General features: G+C 35.0%; 14 protein-coding genes. 3 read left to right on the plus strand and 11 right to left on the minus strand.

The genetic code is table 11. The features are described 5' to 3' along the window. Positions 1 to 22: 22 nt before the first annotated feature. The 8 genes from ACLBXA_RS24575 to ACLBXA_RS24610 all read right to left on the minus strand — a co-directional run bounded on the left by ACLBXA_RS24575 (position 23) and on the right by ACLBXA_RS24610 (position 8,285). A complete protein-coding gene (locus tag ACLBXA_RS24575) occupies positions 23 to 295 on the minus strand; it encodes a YokU family protein (protein ID WP_000995766.1) in 273 nt (90 codons plus the stop codon). Then, complete coding sequence (gene kamA / locus ACLBXA_RS24580; RefSeq protein WP_000902145.1) at positions 292 to 1,713, minus strand: lysine 2,3-aminomutase; 1,422 nt, start codon at positions 1,711 to 1,713, stop codon at positions 292 to 294. Before kamA ends, ACLBXA_RS24575 begins: the two co-directional genes overlap by 4 nt. 210 nt (positions 1,714 to 1,923) lie before the next feature. After that, positions 1,924 to 3,309, minus strand: a complete 1,386-nt coding sequence (gene rocR / locus ACLBXA_RS24585; protein ID WP_014895234.1) for an arginine utilization transcriptional regulator RocR — start codon at positions 3,307 to 3,309, stop codon at positions 1,924 to 1,926. Between the two features lie 143 nt (positions 3,310 to 3,452). After that, positions 3,453 to 4,352, minus strand: a complete 900-nt coding sequence (gene ablB, locus ACLBXA_RS24590; protein WP_081144007.1) for a putative beta-lysine N-acetyltransferase — start codon at positions 4,350 to 4,352, stop codon at positions 3,453 to 3,455. Then, entirely contained in the window at positions 4,349 to 5,617 is a 1,269-nt protein-coding gene (locus tag ACLBXA_RS24595; RefSeq protein ID WP_000436696.1) for a peptidase, read from the minus strand. The genes ablB and ACLBXA_RS24595 overlap by 4 nt, the downstream gene beginning before the upstream one ends. Positions 5,618 to 5,632: 15 nt before the next feature. Further along, complete coding sequence (locus ACLBXA_RS24600; RefSeq protein WP_000525278.1) at positions 5,633 to 6,295, minus strand: CoA transferase subunit B; 663 nt, start codon at positions 6,293 to 6,295, stop codon at positions 5,633 to 5,635. Next, the gene (gene atoD, locus ACLBXA_RS24605; RefSeq protein ID WP_000208109.1) at positions 6,280 to 6,978 is read right to left on the minus strand and encodes an acetate CoA-transferase subunit alpha; all 699 of its coding nucleotides are present in this window, start codon (positions 6,976 to 6,978) and stop codon (positions 6,280 to 6,282) included. The genes ACLBXA_RS24600 and atoD overlap by 16 nt, the downstream gene beginning before the upstream one ends. Then, positions 6,975 to 8,285, minus strand: coding sequence for an aspartate aminotransferase family protein (locus ACLBXA_RS24610; protein ID WP_001205879.1), 1,311 nt, complete (start codon positions 8,283 to 8,285; stop codon positions 6,975 to 6,977). Before ACLBXA_RS24610 ends, atoD begins: the two co-directional genes overlap by 4 nt. A 951-nt stretch (positions 8,286 to 9,236) precedes the next feature. Here ACLBXA_RS24610 and ACLBXA_RS24615 point away from each other — a divergent pair. After that, positions 9,237 to 9,986 carry a DUF4397 domain-containing protein gene (locus ACLBXA_RS24615; RefSeq protein ID WP_000083279.1) on the plus strand — a complete coding sequence of 250 codons (750 nt, stop codon included), beginning with the start codon at positions 9,237 to 9,239 and terminating at the stop codon, positions 9,984 to 9,986. A gap of 33 nt (positions 9,987 to 10,019) precedes the next feature. Here the strand turns inward: ACLBXA_RS24615 and ACLBXA_RS24620 are convergent, their stop codons facing one another. Beyond that, the gene (locus ACLBXA_RS24620) at positions 10,020 to 11,153 is read right to left on the minus strand and encodes a BA2291 family sporulation histidine kinase (protein ID WP_000425087.1); all 1,134 of its coding nucleotides are present in this window, start codon (positions 11,151 to 11,153) and stop codon (positions 10,020 to 10,022) included. Between the two features lie 237 nt (positions 11,154 to 11,390). Between ACLBXA_RS24620 and ACLBXA_RS24625 the strand changes: the two genes are divergently transcribed. Then, positions 11,391 to 11,783, plus strand: a complete 393-nt coding sequence (locus ACLBXA_RS24625) for a YueI family protein (protein ID WP_000247560.1) — start codon at positions 11,391 to 11,393, stop codon at positions 11,781 to 11,783. 103 nt (positions 11,784 to 11,886) lie between these two features. Here the strand turns inward: ACLBXA_RS24625 and ACLBXA_RS24630 are convergent, their stop codons facing one another. Both ACLBXA_RS24630 and ACLBXA_RS24635 read right to left on the minus strand, forming a co-directional pair. After that, positions 11,887 to 13,311, minus strand: coding sequence for an aldehyde dehydrogenase family protein (locus tag ACLBXA_RS24630; protein WP_000716436.1), 1,425 nt, complete (start codon positions 13,309 to 13,311; stop codon positions 11,887 to 11,889). Positions 13,312 to 13,443: 132 nt separating this feature from the next. Continuing rightward, a complete protein-coding gene (locus tag ACLBXA_RS24635) occupies positions 13,444 to 14,799 on the minus strand; it encodes a hemolysin family protein (RefSeq protein WP_000356246.1) in 1,356 nt (451 codons plus the stop codon). A 354-nt stretch (positions 14,800 to 15,153) separates the two neighbouring features. Here ACLBXA_RS24635 and racA point away from each other — a divergent pair, with 354 nt between their 5' ends. Next, positions 15,154 to 15,696 (plus strand): chromosome-anchoring protein RacA, encoded by a 543-nt coding sequence (gene racA, locus ACLBXA_RS24640; protein ID WP_000456012.1) that lies wholly within the window; start codon positions 15,154 to 15,156, stop codon positions 15,694 to 15,696. The last annotated feature ends 40 nt before the right edge of the window (positions 15,697 to 15,736 follow it).

Consider the following 15,736-nt stretch of genomic DNA (forward strand, 5'->3'; position numbering starts at 1 on the left):
AAAAAACCAGCATAAAAGCTGGTTAAAAGTCGAAGTAATTTCTTTTTAATAGACGTGGTCTTCCCATTAATTCTTCATATGTTAGTTGTTTTGGTAAATCTTTCGTATAAATTAAAAATAACTGATCTTCAATTTCTTTTACTGTATGGTCTGATTGATAGTCCATCCCGCACGAGGAACAAGAAATACATGGTGTCTTTTGGATTTCAATGGCTTTCGTACCATCTGGTAATTCCCAATATACAGTATTCAAGCTTTCTTTCGCTTCTGTACTGTCACACCACATACAATTCATACTGCATCACCCTCAGTTTTTTTGTCGTTTTCTTCTAATTTAGCCATTTGTGCTTGATATTTTTTATCTTTTAATTGATCACGCTTATCACGTTTATCTTTTAAAGATGCATGAGTATCATTATCTTCGTAGTCTTTACGACGGTTCATACGCTGTAAGTCGTCTGGAACGAGGTTAAATTTCTTATCGCTCATAAGACCTGCGATACCAACATCTGAACGTTTTTCTTCGTAGTTCGGATAAATCTCTTTAAAGTATCCTTCCGCTCTTCCTGGAATATAGCTCTCTGGCTCTGGATACGTCGTAATAACACCTTCAAAGTTACGAAGTACAACTTTATCTGCACTTTGTGAGATTAAATAGTTTGGTTGAAGTGCAATTTTACCGCCTCCACCTGGCGCATCAACAACGAATGTCGGAACAGCATAACCAGATGTGTGTCCACGTAAACCTTCAATAATTTCAAGACCTTTAGATACTGGTGCACGGAAGTGACCGATACCTTCAGATAAATCACATTGATAAATGTAATATGGACGTACACGGATTTTTACTAAGTCATGCATAAGTTTTTTCATAATTGGAACGCTGTCGTTAATACCAGCTAAAATTACTGCTTGGTTTCCGACTGGAACACCAGCATTCGCTAACATTTCACATGCCTTTTTCGATTCTTCAGTAATTTCAATAGATGTATTGAAATGTGTATTTAACCATACTGGATGGTATTTTTTAATAATGTTACATAAATTTTCTGTAATACGTTGTGGGAATACTACTGGTGCTCTCGTTCCGATACGAATAATCTCAACATGCGGAATCTCTCGTAAATTTTTTAATACATATTCTAAAATTTTATCGTTAATTAGAAGTCCATCACCACCGGAGATTAATACATCTCGTACTTGTGGTGTTTCACTAATATAAGCAATCGCATCATCTAATTGTTTCTTCGGTACACCCATTCCAATTTGTCCACTAAAACGACGGCGTGTACAGTAACGACAATACATAGAACATTGATTTGTTACTAAGAATAGTACACGGTCCGGATAACGATGTGTTAGCCCTGGAACTGGTGAATCTTCATCTTCGTGAAGCGGATCTTCTAAATCATATTTTGTTTTATATAACTCTTCCGAAATCGGTACTGATTGCATCCGAATCGGACAGCGTGGATCATCAGGATTCATTAGCCAAGCATAGTACGGTGTAATGTTTAACGGGATCGTTTTCGTTGAAATTTTAACGCCCTCTTCTTCTTCAGGTGTTAAGTTAATTACTTTTCTTAAGTCATCTAACGTTTTGATCGTATTCGTTAATTGCCAAACCCAATCATTCCATTGCTCTTCAGTAACATCTTTCCATAATTCGATATCCTTCCAGTGACGATTTGGTTTGTATACATCATGTAACATTGCTATTCCCCCTTTTTATACGCTCATCCTTTATATAAGCAATAGTTATGCCAACTTTACATTGTTGATAAGTAAATGTGCGGAGAACCCTATTACATAAGCGAAAAAATATTTTTAAGCGTTGTATGAAATCAATACTTAACATTATATTCATTACTTTTTATATATGTAAACGCTCTTTTATTCGTGCAAACACACAAAAACCGCCGATTATTCGGCGGTTTTGTCGTACTTGCTCAGTTTATATTGAAGCGTTTGACGAGGGATACCTAACATTTTTGCGGCTTGTAATATATTCCCTTCCGTTTCAATCAACGCTTGATCTATTAATTCTTTTTCTGTTTGATGAAGTGCTTCTCTAAGTGGCAATATGCTCTTCTTCTTCGGAAGATTCTCTTTCCGAAATGTACGCGGTAAACAATTAGCTGTTAATGTATTACCTTCTGCAATTATGACAGCATGTTCAATCGTATGTTTTAACTCCCGGACATTTCCAGGCCACTGATAAGCTTGCAGTCTATCTTTCGCTTCCTCATCAATTTGAAGTACACCTTTTTTATAACTTTTATTATATTCTTTCAAAAAATAAGATGCTAATAATAGTACATCCTCAGTTCTTTCACGAAGCGGTGGGATATATAATGAAAATACATTTAAGCGATAATATAAATCAGTGCGAATTTTATTCTCTCGTAAACATATTTCTGGAGGCTGGTTCATTGCGGTAATAACGCGAACATCTACTTTTCTCGTCTTATTATCACCAATTCTTCTAATGACTCCATCTTCTAACACTCGTAACATTTTTGCCTGCAAATCAAGAGGCATTGAATTCAGTTCATCTAAAAATAATGTACCACCATCAACAAGTTCAAATAGCCCAGCTCTTTCAATCGCTCCTGTATAGCTTCCTTTTGTCGTTCCAAACAATAAACTTTCTAATAACGACTCTGGTAAAGCTGCACAGTTTTGTGCAATAAATGGCTTGTTTTTTCTTTTAGAAGCTTCATGAATTGCTTGTACGAACAGTTCTTTTCCTGTTCCTGTTTCACCATATATTAAAACATTTGCGTCTGTTGGTGCTACTTTTTGTGCTAGCTCTTTCGTCTGTTTAAACCGCGTATCATTTGTCACTATCGTCTCAAATGCAGCATGCTTTTTAATCAATTTTTTTCTAGATGACCGTTTTATTTTCGACTGTAAATCAACAATTGTGTCAGTAAGTTTTTGAATTGTAGAGTAATCCTTTGCAATTTCAACAGCCCCGGCAATATTCCCATCTATAAAAATAGGTAACGTCGTATTTACTGTACAAACATCTTCACCATTTAAATTTTGATAATGCTGTACTTGATGTACGATAGGTTTTTTTGTATCTAATACTTTCATCAATGTACTCGTTTCCCTTGATAAAGACGGGAACACTTCTAACAAATGCTTCCCTAACACTTTTTCAATCTTGGATCCATCGTGTTTTGCAGCTACAGAGTTATAAAATATTGTAATTCCATTTTCATCTACAGCGTGTATAGCCTCATCAATGCTGCCCAAAATCGCTTCAATGACTTCTTGTGTCGAAACTGCTAGCAATGTCATCCCCCCTTTTGCCGAAAATCCAGCAATTACATGCCGAATTTTCGGCATACCTATGTGCGATTGTAAGCATGACGATTCCGTTCTATAATTTTGATCAATTTTATATTTTAATTAGTACGGCTTTTTCGAACACCCAGCTCCACCTAACTATTTTGCTTTACAGCCGAATTTTGAGGCGGAATTTTTACTGCTTTCGAATAGCTAGATAAATCTTTCACCCATATATTCATATCTTCCAACTTATCGAAAATGTAGCAATTATTCGCCAGTCTTCCTGTATACGTATAGCCTAATTGATGAAATGCAGCATTCATTCCGAAAGAAAGCGATCGAGCAATTGTATAGGAACAGAAAATAGATTTTTCTCGGAGCTCTTCCTCTAATTTAATTAGTAAACTTTTCATAAATCCATGTTTACGATATTCAGGTAAAGTAGCACAATTTGTTAATTCTGCATTCCCTTCTTTTATATTCATTTCTGCAGATGCTGTACTAATAATTTCCCCCTCAAATTCATACACGTAGTAAATTGTATCGTCTTCTTTCATCGTCTGTAATACATAACTCGCTTCATTTAAAGGTGTCGGATACACTTCAAATACTTTTCCGAATACAGTTGCTAATTCTTCTGCATCTTCTTCAGTCGCTTTTCTCAGCAGAAATTTCCCTGGAACTACTTTTTCTTTTATTTCTTTTCCTTTTACACCGCTTAATATAGTATCTTCCTCAGTCCAATGCATACTATTTCGTCTTTCATCATTATTATATTTCACAAAAAAGTATGCATCGTGTCCTTGAAAATAATGAGGTATCGTTGCTTCCAACAAAAAACCGAAAGAGAGCCATGTTGAAACATGCTCTCCCTTTCCTTTAATAATACATTTAGTGAAAGAATGTTTCTCTGCTAGTTCGTCAATTGTCTGTATAATACTTTCAACATTTCCTGTATAGTGGTCTACTCGGATACGTTTATTAAAATAATCTAAAACGCCTTCTACTGTATAACAATTCGTCTGTTCTCTAAAAGATTCATAGTATTTCATTTTTTCACCTCACACCAATCTAGTAATGTACATGCAATAATTTTTGCGGCAGCTATCATTTTATCAACTTCTATATACTCGTTTGGATAGTGTGCTACTTTTGTCTCTCCTGGACCAAATACTATAGTTGGTACACCTGAGATTTGTGTAAATAAACCTCCATCAGTCCCCCAAGGAGATGCTTCAATAATTGGTTCGTTCCCTTCGATTTCAACAAAGTTATGATGAAGTGCGGTAATAAGTTCATGATTTTCTTCTAATTCACCAGGAACCCATCTCGCTCCAAACCATTCTACTTCTACTGGATTTTCAACAAACCAATTGTCCACATCATTTAATTCAGCAATCCAATTCTCAAATTCTTCTTTTGCCGCCTCTATAGTCTCATTCGGCGCAACACCGCATCTTCCTTCTAAAATTAATTCATCGGGAACAGAACTTGGCCAACTCCCTCCTTCAATTTTCCCAATGTTAATTGGAATTGGAATCGGAATTCCTTTAAATAACGGATCTGTGATTCGACTATTTCTTTTCTCCTCTAGCTTTCTTACATGTTCTATAACAAACATACTTTTTTCAATTGCACTAACCCCTTCATAACGCGTTCCACCGTGTGCTGCTTTCCCTTTTACACGTAGACGAAACCACATGGAACCTTGTTGTTTCGGGAAAAACTTCATATTAGTAGGTTCTGGAATAATGACACCATCTGCCTTATATCCTCGTAATATAGTTGCTAATGTCCCTGCTCCGCCACTTTCCTCTTCTATTACACTTTGAAAATAGATGTCTCCTTTTAATTCAATGCTAGATTCAATAATCGCTTCCATCGCAAGCATGAGTGCGACATTTCCGCCTTTCATATCCGTCGTTCCACGGCCATATATACGATTTCCTATTCTCTCACCACTATAAGGATGATGTTCCCACTGATTCACATCCCCTTCCGGAACTACATCAATATGCCCATTTAATATCATAGATTTCCCGTCGCCACTTCCTTTTAAAGTTGCTACAATATTTGGGCTATCTGAAAAACTTGTACGGGGTGATACAAAATAAGGATGACCTTTCATTTTAGAAAAAGAAGGCTCCCAAATATCGAGGTCTAAACCTAATTCACGTAATTTTTCAATCACAATCGCCTGCGCACCGCTTTCATCACCAGATACGCTCTTTTCTTGAATTAATCGCTTTAAAAATTTTACACTTTCTTCTTCATGACTCTCAATATAATCACAAACTTGCTTTTTTAATTGCTCCACATATTACATCTCCCTTCATTCAATTACTAGTAAGTTAGAACTAATTTGAAAATCAGCTTCTGTATGTCGTTTTACATCTTCTACTGTGTATGGACTCATTAATTCTTGTAATATAAGTCCACTCGGAGTTACCTCCATGACCGCCATATCAGTAATAATTAAATCTACACATTTCTTTGAAGTTAATGGCAATGTACACTCTGAAACAATTTTTGCATTTCCATACTTATCAACATGATTCATCACAACAACGACCCGCTTCGCTTTTTGTGCTAAATCCATTGCTCCACCAATGCCTGGAACACGTTTTCCAGGTACAATCCAGTTTGCTAAATCACCATTTTCACTTACCTGTAATGAACCAAGAATCGTTATATCTAGCAAACCTTTTCGAATCATACCAAACGCTGTACAGCTATCGAAATAACTCGCTCCTGTTATAAGAGAAGTTGGTAAACCTGCTGCGTTACACAAATTTTCATCTTCATTCCCTTTACTTGGTGTTGGTCCCATTCCGACGATTCCATTTTCCGCATGAAACATAACATTTATATCGTCAGGCAAATGATTTGGTACAAGCGATGGTATGCCAATACCTAAATTTACAATCATGCCATTTTGTATTTCTTTCGCCGCTCGCCTAGCAATCTTATCTCTCACTTCTACGCCCATACCCATTTCCAGTTCACTCCTTCCGACGGTACAATATAATTTACGAAAACACCTGGAACGACGATTTCCTCTGGATCTAAACTTCCTAGCGGGACTATTTCTTCTGCTTCTACAATTGTTATATCCCCAGCCATTGCTACGTGAGGATTCATATTTCGTGCACTTTTGTCAAAAACAAGGTTACCAAACGGATCTGACTTTTTCGCATATACAATTGAAACTTCAGCAGTTAATGCTGTTTCAACTAAATATGTCTTACCATTCATTTCAACCGTTCGTTTTCCCTCTTCCACAATCGTATCAACACCTACATCAACTAAAATACCACCAAGACCAACACCACCAGCACGAATGCGCTCTGCTAATGTTCCCTGCGGAGAAAACTCAATTTGTAATCTTCCCTCGTTTAGTTGCCTTCCTGCATTTGGGTTGGAGCCAATGTGAGAAGTAATTAGTGATTTAACTCTTTCATTTGTAACAAGACGACCGATACCTACATCAGGAAATCCAGTGTCATTTCCAACCAAATTTAAATTTGTAACGCCTTTTTCTAAAATTGCCTGTATTAAAGATGGAGGGGATCCAATCCCTCCAAATCCCCCAAACATTAATGTCATATCATCATGGAACAAAGAAATTACTTCCTCAATTTCTTTTAATTTACCGAATGTATTTGTAATAGTTGTCATGCGATACTATGCCCTCCTTTTTGCATCATCTCTTCCACACTTTTAGAGAAAATTGAAAGTAATTCATCTAACTCGGAATATGTAGTTGTCATTGGCGGTGCTACTAGCAGTGCACTATCTTCTTTTCCTGCTTGCCCTGAAACTGCTTGGTATAAAAGCAGGCCATTTTTAGCTGCAACCGAAATAAGCTCCGACGCTTTTGTAAACGGTTGCAATTCTACTCCAATTAGCAACCCTTTTCCGCGCACATCAGCAATGATTGTCGATTGTTGTTGAACTTTCTGTAAGCCTTTTATTAAATATTCTCCCTTTTCTGCTGTTTTTTCAGGGAGATTATGTTTCTCCATATATTCAATAACAGCTAAAGCCGTTGCTGCAGACAATGGATTTGCACTTAACGTATGACCGCTCATTACTGAACGTGATCCACGTAATATTGGTTCCATAACACGATCACTTACAACTGTCGCTGCCATCGGTGTATATCCCGCTCCTAGCCCTTTACCAAGTGTCATAATATCAGGTTCTACACCCCAATGCTCCATCGCAAACCATGCTCCCGTACGACCAAGCCCAGTCATTACTTCATCCGCAATAAATAAAATATCGTAATGGTTGCAAATATCTTTAATGACTTTATAATAGTCTTTTGGCGGAACAACCGCGCCTCCAGCTGCTCCGATAATCGGCTCAGCAATAAAAGCAGCAATATGCTCTGCACCAATTCTTTCAATTGATCTTTCTAATTCAGTCGCACATGCCAGCTGACAAGTTGGATATACCTTTTGAACAGGACACCTGAAACAATATGGAGCTGGTATAGTCGGATAATCTTCCAAAATAGATACGAAACGTTGTCTACGTAGTGGGTGACCAGACATCGATAACGCACCCATCGTAATACCGTGATAACTCATCCATCTCGATAAAATTTTATGCTTACCTTGAATACCTCGCTCTTGAAAATGCTGAATTGCAATTTTCATAGCTGTTTCATTTGCTTCCGTACCACTATTTACAAAGAAACTCCAGTTCAAATCTCCTACACTTAAATCACTTAACTTCTTCGCTAATTTTTCAGCTGGTTCACTCGTAAACTGTGATCTATAAACAAAAGCAATCTCCTCAGCTTGCTTTTTAATAACGTCTGCAATCTCCTTTACGCCATGCCCAATACCTGCCGTAATTGCTCCTGACGAACCATCAAAATATTTATTACCATTTTGATCATACAAATAAACACCTTTTCCATGTGAAATCATTGGATACGGCTGACCAACAAGTGGTTTAATTAAGTAATCGCGCATAGCGCTCCCCCATTTCTCCAATTTGTATATATATATGAAGAAAATTGACGTTTCTTTCATAAAAAAGAATCCTCTGCAAAAGCAGTGAATTTATCAAAAAACTATTATAAAATATACAAATGAGTGCTTAAAAATACCTATAAAACAGAAAATTCAGAACTTAAAAATGAAGACCAACCCTTTTCTATACGCCCAAGTAACCCTCCCTTTTATATGAAATGACTACATCACCAAATGTTTTTATAGCATAATGCCAGCTGCCCTCAAATGCCGACATTCTGTACACTTCGACGGAACTCCCGTTAAACTCCTTCCTATTATCCTACTTTAAATTGCATATTTTAAAACAAATTTCGACAACGCTACACCTTTCTAATCAGTTCAGATTCATATTTAATATGTAAATTTTTCATTTTTAAACTATAAAAAAAGAACCGATTAACCACATTAATCAGTTCGTCATGACGCTCTCTTATGGGTTAATACTGTCAATTGCTAAAATAAATAGAAAAATCAAGTTTACAAATTCATCCTACAGCCTATAACACAAAACCTTTTCATAACTTCATTCACAATTACTATCAGGATATCCCTATCCCGAAGTGGCACCCCTTTCCTCAGATTCAAACTACCTTTCCTTTATAATTTATGTAGGACAATTATCACTTTGTATGTGTATTTGCCTATAATTAAAAAAAACCCTAGTTTTCTAGCGATTGCTGGACATGTATTCAATATGTTATTGAAATGCACTTTCAATTTGGCATTTATTTTACTTTCGTGCAATCATATGTACTGCTTTACTCTGCAAAATACTCGTAAGCACAAGCACCTCTTTATGACAACATATTTGTTGTAAATTTTTAATTTTCCCCTTTATAAAATCATTTTTTCGCATAACCGCTTTCTTGCTTCGCATATAATTTTAATGATGACAAAGGAGGAATGTTCATGTCTCAATCTGAAATTGAAAAATATGGACAAGAAGTTACGCAATACGAACAGCTCGCACGTTACTATCAGTTTCGTAATCCTAAAAAATATATAGAATTATATATGAAATATTGCGATGCACTTTCAAAACTTGTACAGGCGCATGAAACAAGGGATTCACAAGAAGCTACTTTACCGTCACATATAAGAATTTTTCATGCCGATCCAAATATACCGGCGGTTGACATTTTAGTAAACGGACAAAAAGTTATTAAAAATATTTCATTTAAGCAATTCAGCCCTTATTTATCATTAGTACAAGGTAAATACCGTATAGATATTGTCCCTGTCGGAAATGAAACTCCAATCTTTTCAGCATTGGTACCAATAATGGGAAATCATACTTATACTCTTGCTGCAATAAATAGTGATAATCACCTACAATTACAACCTATACTTGATAATACACATTTACCAGCTGGTCAAGCCAAAATACGCTTTGCACATTTCTCTCCAGATACCCCTGTTGTAAATGTCGATTTAAAAGATGGAGATCATTTATTTGAAAATGTACTCTTTAAACAGATAACAGATTTTTTGCAAGTTAGCCCCGGTACAGCGGATATTGAAATTTCACTCGCAAATAATAAAAACGTTTTATTGACTATACCGAAATTCAATGTTGAACCAAATGTTATTTATACAATTTCAATAGTAGGTTATTCAACTAAAGATCCTAAATTAGAAGCCGTTATACTCACAAATTAAAACAGCCTACACCATTCATTTGGTGTAGACTGTTTATTTTTGAAATGCAATTTGAAATTCTGTCCAATCGTTATCTGATCGACACATAATGGACCCATTATGTTTTTCCACAATTTGTTTACATACAAATAAGCCAATACCAGTTCCTAACTTTTTAGTAGTTACAAACGGTTCAAAAATCGTTTCTACATTTTCAGCTGGAATCATTGGTCCATTATTTTTTATCACAATTCGAATAGCTTGATCTTCTTCAAATACATCAATGATAATTTTTCGTTCTTCTTTCATTGATTCAAGAGCATCAATTGAATTCATTAATATGTTTAAAAATACTTGTCTCACTTCACTTCGATAACCAACAAGCGGAATTGGATACGGTAAATTCTTTTCAATTGAAACATTCGCATTGACCAAACTCGGATATAAGAATTGTATAATGTCTTGAAACAAGTCATTAAGCCAAAACCGTTCCGATTCATTCCACATTTCTTTTTTCGATACGAGTAAAAATTGCGAAATACGAAAATTTAATTGATCTAATTCATGCGAAATAATATCTAAATACGATAAACTCGGATGATCTGCCTTTAATAGTTTGACAAATCCCATAATGGAAGTAAGCGGATTACGAAATTCATGTACAAAACTAGCTGACATTTGCCCTAAAATCGTCAGCCTTTCTTTATGTGTTTCATTAATATATTGCTGTTTTTCCTCTAAATTCTTCGATATAATTTCCGAGTATTTTAAAACGGTATAATAAATTAATTTGTCAAAACAAGTATGTATTTTTGCCATAATTGGTTTCAATTCACGAGCGCTAACATCTAATTCACACATCGCTTCGAAAAGTTCATTTCTTCCCACGTTTGCGTTATAAACAAAATCTCCAATATTCGCATCTGCTCCAGCACGTTCAATAGCAATTTTCTCGCATAACGGTTGAAGATAATTTATATCTTTATCTTCCATAGTAAGTTCGATAATCAACTCTAGTAAATCCTCTCCATTTTGAACTACTTCTAGTTTAAATGGATCTTTTTCGGAAATTATCATTTTGTTTTTCCAGTTCTCTACGAATTGGTGCCTATTGTTTTTCAAGTGTGAACAAAATATTTCTTTAATATCCTTATCGATTGGAAAAACCTCCATTCCCTCCATTTCCATACGACGAATACCCTTTATATTTTGAATATTAACACAAAAAAGATGATTCGTTAATAGATTTTTGTCACATTTTGTTAATTTCTGTTGATAAAATTATTTTTTTCTTTCTTATTTAACTAATTGTATGCAAATACCCTTTTTCCTTCACACATTTTCATTATTTCCGTAGTCAACACGACTTTTTTTTGCATCATTTTTAATTCTTGCGTACAATAGAAAATGAAAGGTGTGAAAAATATGGTAAATAAAAATGTGGAAGATTATCTCCAAGAAGGCATTTACGGCCAAAAGCAAAACAAACCAGAAGAACGTAATATGTATTTAACTACATTACGTGAGCGTGTAGAAATCGCTTTAACGATCGGTCAAGTAATGCAAAGTAATGTATACTCTGAAGTGGCGGGTAGCATGCGCTCTTCTCAATCATTACAACTCCTCCTAAATGGTGGCATTGCTTACCCACATTTATCAAAATACATTAAATTAGCAAACGAAAAAAATGTTCCTTTTACAATTGTTCAAAATAAAGATACAAAAACACCAATCGGTTTAGTATTAACTCATGCTACTGCTGTAGATAAAGAACAAATTTATGTAGAAGATACTATTTTCAAACAAGAAATGAAGTAAAAGTTACACTTAATTAAATAGTTACTAGAAGCGTAAAAAACGAGTATGGAATCGTAAACATTTCCTACTCGTTTTTTTAGCGCAAAGTTTAAGTTTTTCTAATTTATTTTTTAATACATACTAATTTCATTTCTGTCATTTCTTCTATTGCATATTTAATTCCTTCGCGCCCCGTGCCACTTTCTTTCACACCACCATAAGGCATATGATCTACTCTGAACGTTGGAATATCATTAATCATGACACCACCAACCTCTAACTCATCGATTGCACGCATTGCTTTAAATAAATTATTTGTAAATACTCCTGCCTGTAAGCCGTAACGCGAATTATTTACTTGCTCAATCGCTTCATCAAATTCTTTAAATGTATTTACTGTCATGAGTGGACCGAATACTTCTTGGCACTGCACAGATACATGATTTGGAACATTTGTTAATACAGTCGGTTCAAAAATTCTTGCATCCCGCTTCTTACCACCGTGTAAAATAGTTGCTCCTTCCTCGATTGCTTCTTGAACCCACATATCAATTCGCTCTACATCTTTTTTTGAAATTAAAGCTGATACATCCGTTTCTTCAAGCAGTGGATCACCAACAACTACTGATTCCATCGCTTTCTTTAGCTTCGAAAGAAATTCATGCATTTTCGTTTCATGTACAAAAACACGTTGTACGGAAATACAAACTTGCCCATTATTAACAAATGCTCCCCATTTTACACGTTCAATGATTTCATCTGTTAACTCTACATCTTCATCAATTATAACAGCAGCATTTGATCCTAGTTCTAACGTAACTCGTTTTAACCCAGCCTTTTGTTTTATTCCGATTCCAACTTTTGGACTTCCGGTAAAAGTAATAGAAGCAACATAATCATTTTTAACGATTGCCTCACCCACCGTGGAGCCAGGACCAGAAATGATATTTAAAGCTCCATTTGGCAATCCTGCCTCTTCAAATAACTCAACTAATGCATAAGATGATAATGGCGTTTGATCAGCTGGCTTTAACACAACTGTATTTCCGGCAGCAATTGCAGGTCCAACTTTATGCGCAACTAAATTTAATGGGAAATTAAATGGTGTAATAGCCCCTATTACACCAATCGGCTTTCGGATTGTATATGCAATACGCCCATCCGCACCAGGTGCGGCGTCTAATGGCAATGTCTCACCATATATACGCTTCGCTTCTTCAGCTGCAAATTTGTATGTTTGAACAGTACGATCCACTTCTCCCCTAGCAGCACGTATTGGTTTTGCAGCTTCTTTTGCAATAATCTCTGCAAATTCTTCTCTTCTTTCATCCATTTTTTGTGCAACCTTCTCTAAAATAATCGCACGATCATATGCGGATAATTTATTCATTTTTGTCATTGCATTTTTTGCAGCAATAACAGCCTCTTTTACATCTTCTTCCGTTCCTTGTGCAATTTCTGCTAATATTTCTTCAGAATATGGTGCGTATAATGGTTTATACGTGTTTACAGATTTCCAATCTCCATTTATATATAAATGCTTTTTCATACTTCTTCTCCTTCCAAATATATGTATACAACAATAATTCACCTAGTGAAAGGTCTGGCTTATGTCATTGTATCATAGCCCCTATCCCTCAAAAAACATTATGCTCAAAAAAACTCTGCTATTTAGCAGAGTTTACGAGCTAATTTGCTCTTGTAATGAAATTTGTTTTTCATCTTCTAAAATAACAATCGATTCTACTATCTTTGTAACTTCCAATCTTTTTATATAGTGTCCATCTAATTCTTTCACACAAAACTTATAATTTTCAATTTCAATGGAATCCTCTTCAGCAATCTCTATATTCTTCGTTAAAATCCAACCACCAATTGTATCAACACCATCATCATCAATCCCTAAACCAAATAACGTATTCACTTCACTAACAAGTACTTTTCCCTCTAGTATCGTCTTCGTTTCACTAACTTGTTGAATTTCTGGCTGCTCATCCGTATCAAACTCATCCTGAATATCTCCAACAATTTCTTCCAGAATATCTTCAACAGTAACAAGTCCAGATGTCCCACCATATTCATCTATCAATATAGCAATATGTGTTCTTTCTTTTTGCATTTTTAAAAACAAATCATGAATTGGGATAGAATCGATAACTAAAATAATTGGTCTCATATATTGCTCTACTGTCTTTTTATTAACAACTTTATGTTGTACAAACTCAGTAAAAATATCTTTAAAATTCACAAAACCTATTACGTGGTCTTTATCGCCATCAACAACTGGATACCTTGTATATTTTTCACGAGACATTTTTTGCAAAGCTTCTTCAGCAGGCATTTCTTTACTTATAATATTCATTTCGGTTCGAGGTACCATTATTTCTTTTGCAATCCGATCATCAAATTCAAAAATTTTATTTACATATTTATATTCAGATTGATTAATTTCACCATTTTTATAACTCTCTGAAACTAACAACCGTAATTCTTCTTCTGAATGAACCTCATCATGCCCCTTCGGCGGTTTCAACCCTAGCAGCTTCGTAATGATTCGAGCTGAACCATTTAATATCCAAATAAATGGGAATGCAATACGATAAAAGAAAATTAACGGCTTAGAAACAAGCAAACTTACTTGTTCAGATTTTTGAATTGCAAATGTTTTTGGGGCCAATTCCCCTATTACAACATGTAAAAAAGTAATTAAAAAAAATACTAAAATTACAGCAAAAATGTCTGCTAGTTGAGTAGAGATATTCCAATTTGCAAAAAGCGTATCAAACATTTGCTTTAACGCAGGTTTACCAAACCACCCAATTCCTAAAGCTGTAACAGTAATTCCTAGCTGACAAGCAGATAAATATTCGTCTAAGTTTGTAATGACTGTTTTGACCGATGTTGCACGATTATTTCCTTCTGCAATTAAATAGTCAATTCGTGAACTTCTCACTTTAACAATTGCAAATTCTGCTGCAACGAAAAATGCCGTTAAGGCAATTAAAACAATCACTATACTTATACTATATATGTCCAAATACTTTTCCTTACTTACATTGTAAGCAAGGAAGCCACCTCCTACTTAATTATATTCAAGTGAAGTAAGCATTCTAATACTCTAACAAAATTCTACATTAGCAACCACCTTTTTATATATTATATGCATACATAAAAAAGATATTTATCATTATGATAATCTAATTCATTTACACTAGTCAAATTATTCTAAATGTTACGATAAAACATTTTTATTTAAACGAACTATTCTTCTCAACTCAATTTCGTGAAAAAACACTTTCTTTGCCGATTCCACACTTCTTTTGTCGCACTAGAAGGGAACTTACTTCATAGCTCGAAATCATTCAACAGGATATATATAGGAGGGATTATTTTGGAATATAAAACACCCTTTATCGCAAAAAAATTAGGTGTTAGCCCAAAGGCTGTTGTCCGGATCGCGCAACAATTAAATCTTACGATAGAAAAAAACAAATATGGCCACTTTATTTTCACACAAGATGATGTCGATCAAATGTTAGAACACCATCTATTTCAAATAGAGCAGTCTCAAAATCCTCAACCTACTCAAAAGGCTTCCTCAAATGAGGTTGAAGAATTAAAAACTCAAGTCAATACAATTGTTCAAAACATATCATCGAATGATTTTGAGCAATTAGCTAATCAATTAAACACTATTACAAGAAGGCTCGATCGAATGGAAGAACAAATGCAAGATAAGGCAAATGATGTCGTCACGTACCAACTTTTACAACACCGTCGTGAAATGGAGGAAATGTTAGAGCGAATTCAAAAGTTAGAAGCTGCGCTAACGAAAGAAGAACCCATTTATATTACTCCTGATTCAAAACCAACATACGAACGAGAAAAGAAACCGAAGCGCCGCAAAATGATTTTTAGTATATTTGGATTATAATTTTTAGACCCTTATTAAAATAATAAGGGTCTTTTTTAAT

It is taken from the genome of Bacillus sp. D48C, from assembly GCF_053345735.1.

What these genes read in the sequence shown, in the direction of transcription:
- rocR (WP_014895234.1), bottom strand. Translation starts at nt 3,309, where the DNA reads ATGACATTGCTAGCAGTTTCGACACAAGAAGTCATTGAAGCGATTTTG.
- atoD (WP_000208109.1), bottom strand. Translation starts at nt 6,978, where the DNA reads ATGACAACTATTACAAATACATTCGGTAAATTAAAAGAAATTGAGGAA.
- ACLBXA_RS24625 (WP_000247560.1), top strand. Translation starts at nt 11,391, where the DNA reads ATGGTAAATAAAAATGTGGAAGATTATCTCCAAGAAGGCATTTACGGC.
- ACLBXA_RS24600 (WP_000525278.1), bottom strand. Translation starts at nt 6,295, where the DNA reads ATGGGTATGGGCGTAGAAGTGAGAGATAAGATTGCTAGGCGAGCGGCG.
- ACLBXA_RS24610 (WP_001205879.1), bottom strand. Translation starts at nt 8,285, where the DNA reads ATGCGCGATTACTTAATTAAACCACTTGTTGGTCAGCCGTATCCAATG.
- ACLBXA_RS24630 (WP_000716436.1), bottom strand. Translation starts at nt 13,311, where the DNA reads ATGAAAAAGCATTTATATATAAATGGAGATTGGAAATCTGTAAACACG.
- ACLBXA_RS24620 (WP_000425087.1), bottom strand. Translation starts at nt 11,153, where the DNA reads ATGGAAATGGAGGGAATGGAGGTTTTTCCAATCGATAAGGATATTAAA.
- ACLBXA_RS24575 (WP_000995766.1), bottom strand. Translation starts at nt 295, where the DNA reads ATGAATTGTATGTGGTGTGACAGTACAGAAGCGAAAGAAAGCTTGAAT.
- kamA (WP_000902145.1), bottom strand. Translation starts at nt 1,713, where the DNA reads ATGTTACATGATGTATACAAACCAAATCGTCACTGGAAGGATATCGAA.
- ACLBXA_RS24615 (WP_000083279.1), top strand. Translation starts at nt 9,237, where the DNA reads ATGTCTCAATCTGAAATTGAAAAATATGGACAAGAAGTTACGCAATAC.
- ablB (WP_081144007.1), bottom strand. Translation starts at nt 4,352, where the DNA reads ATGAAATACTATGAATCTTTTAGAGAACAGACGAATTGTTATACAGTA.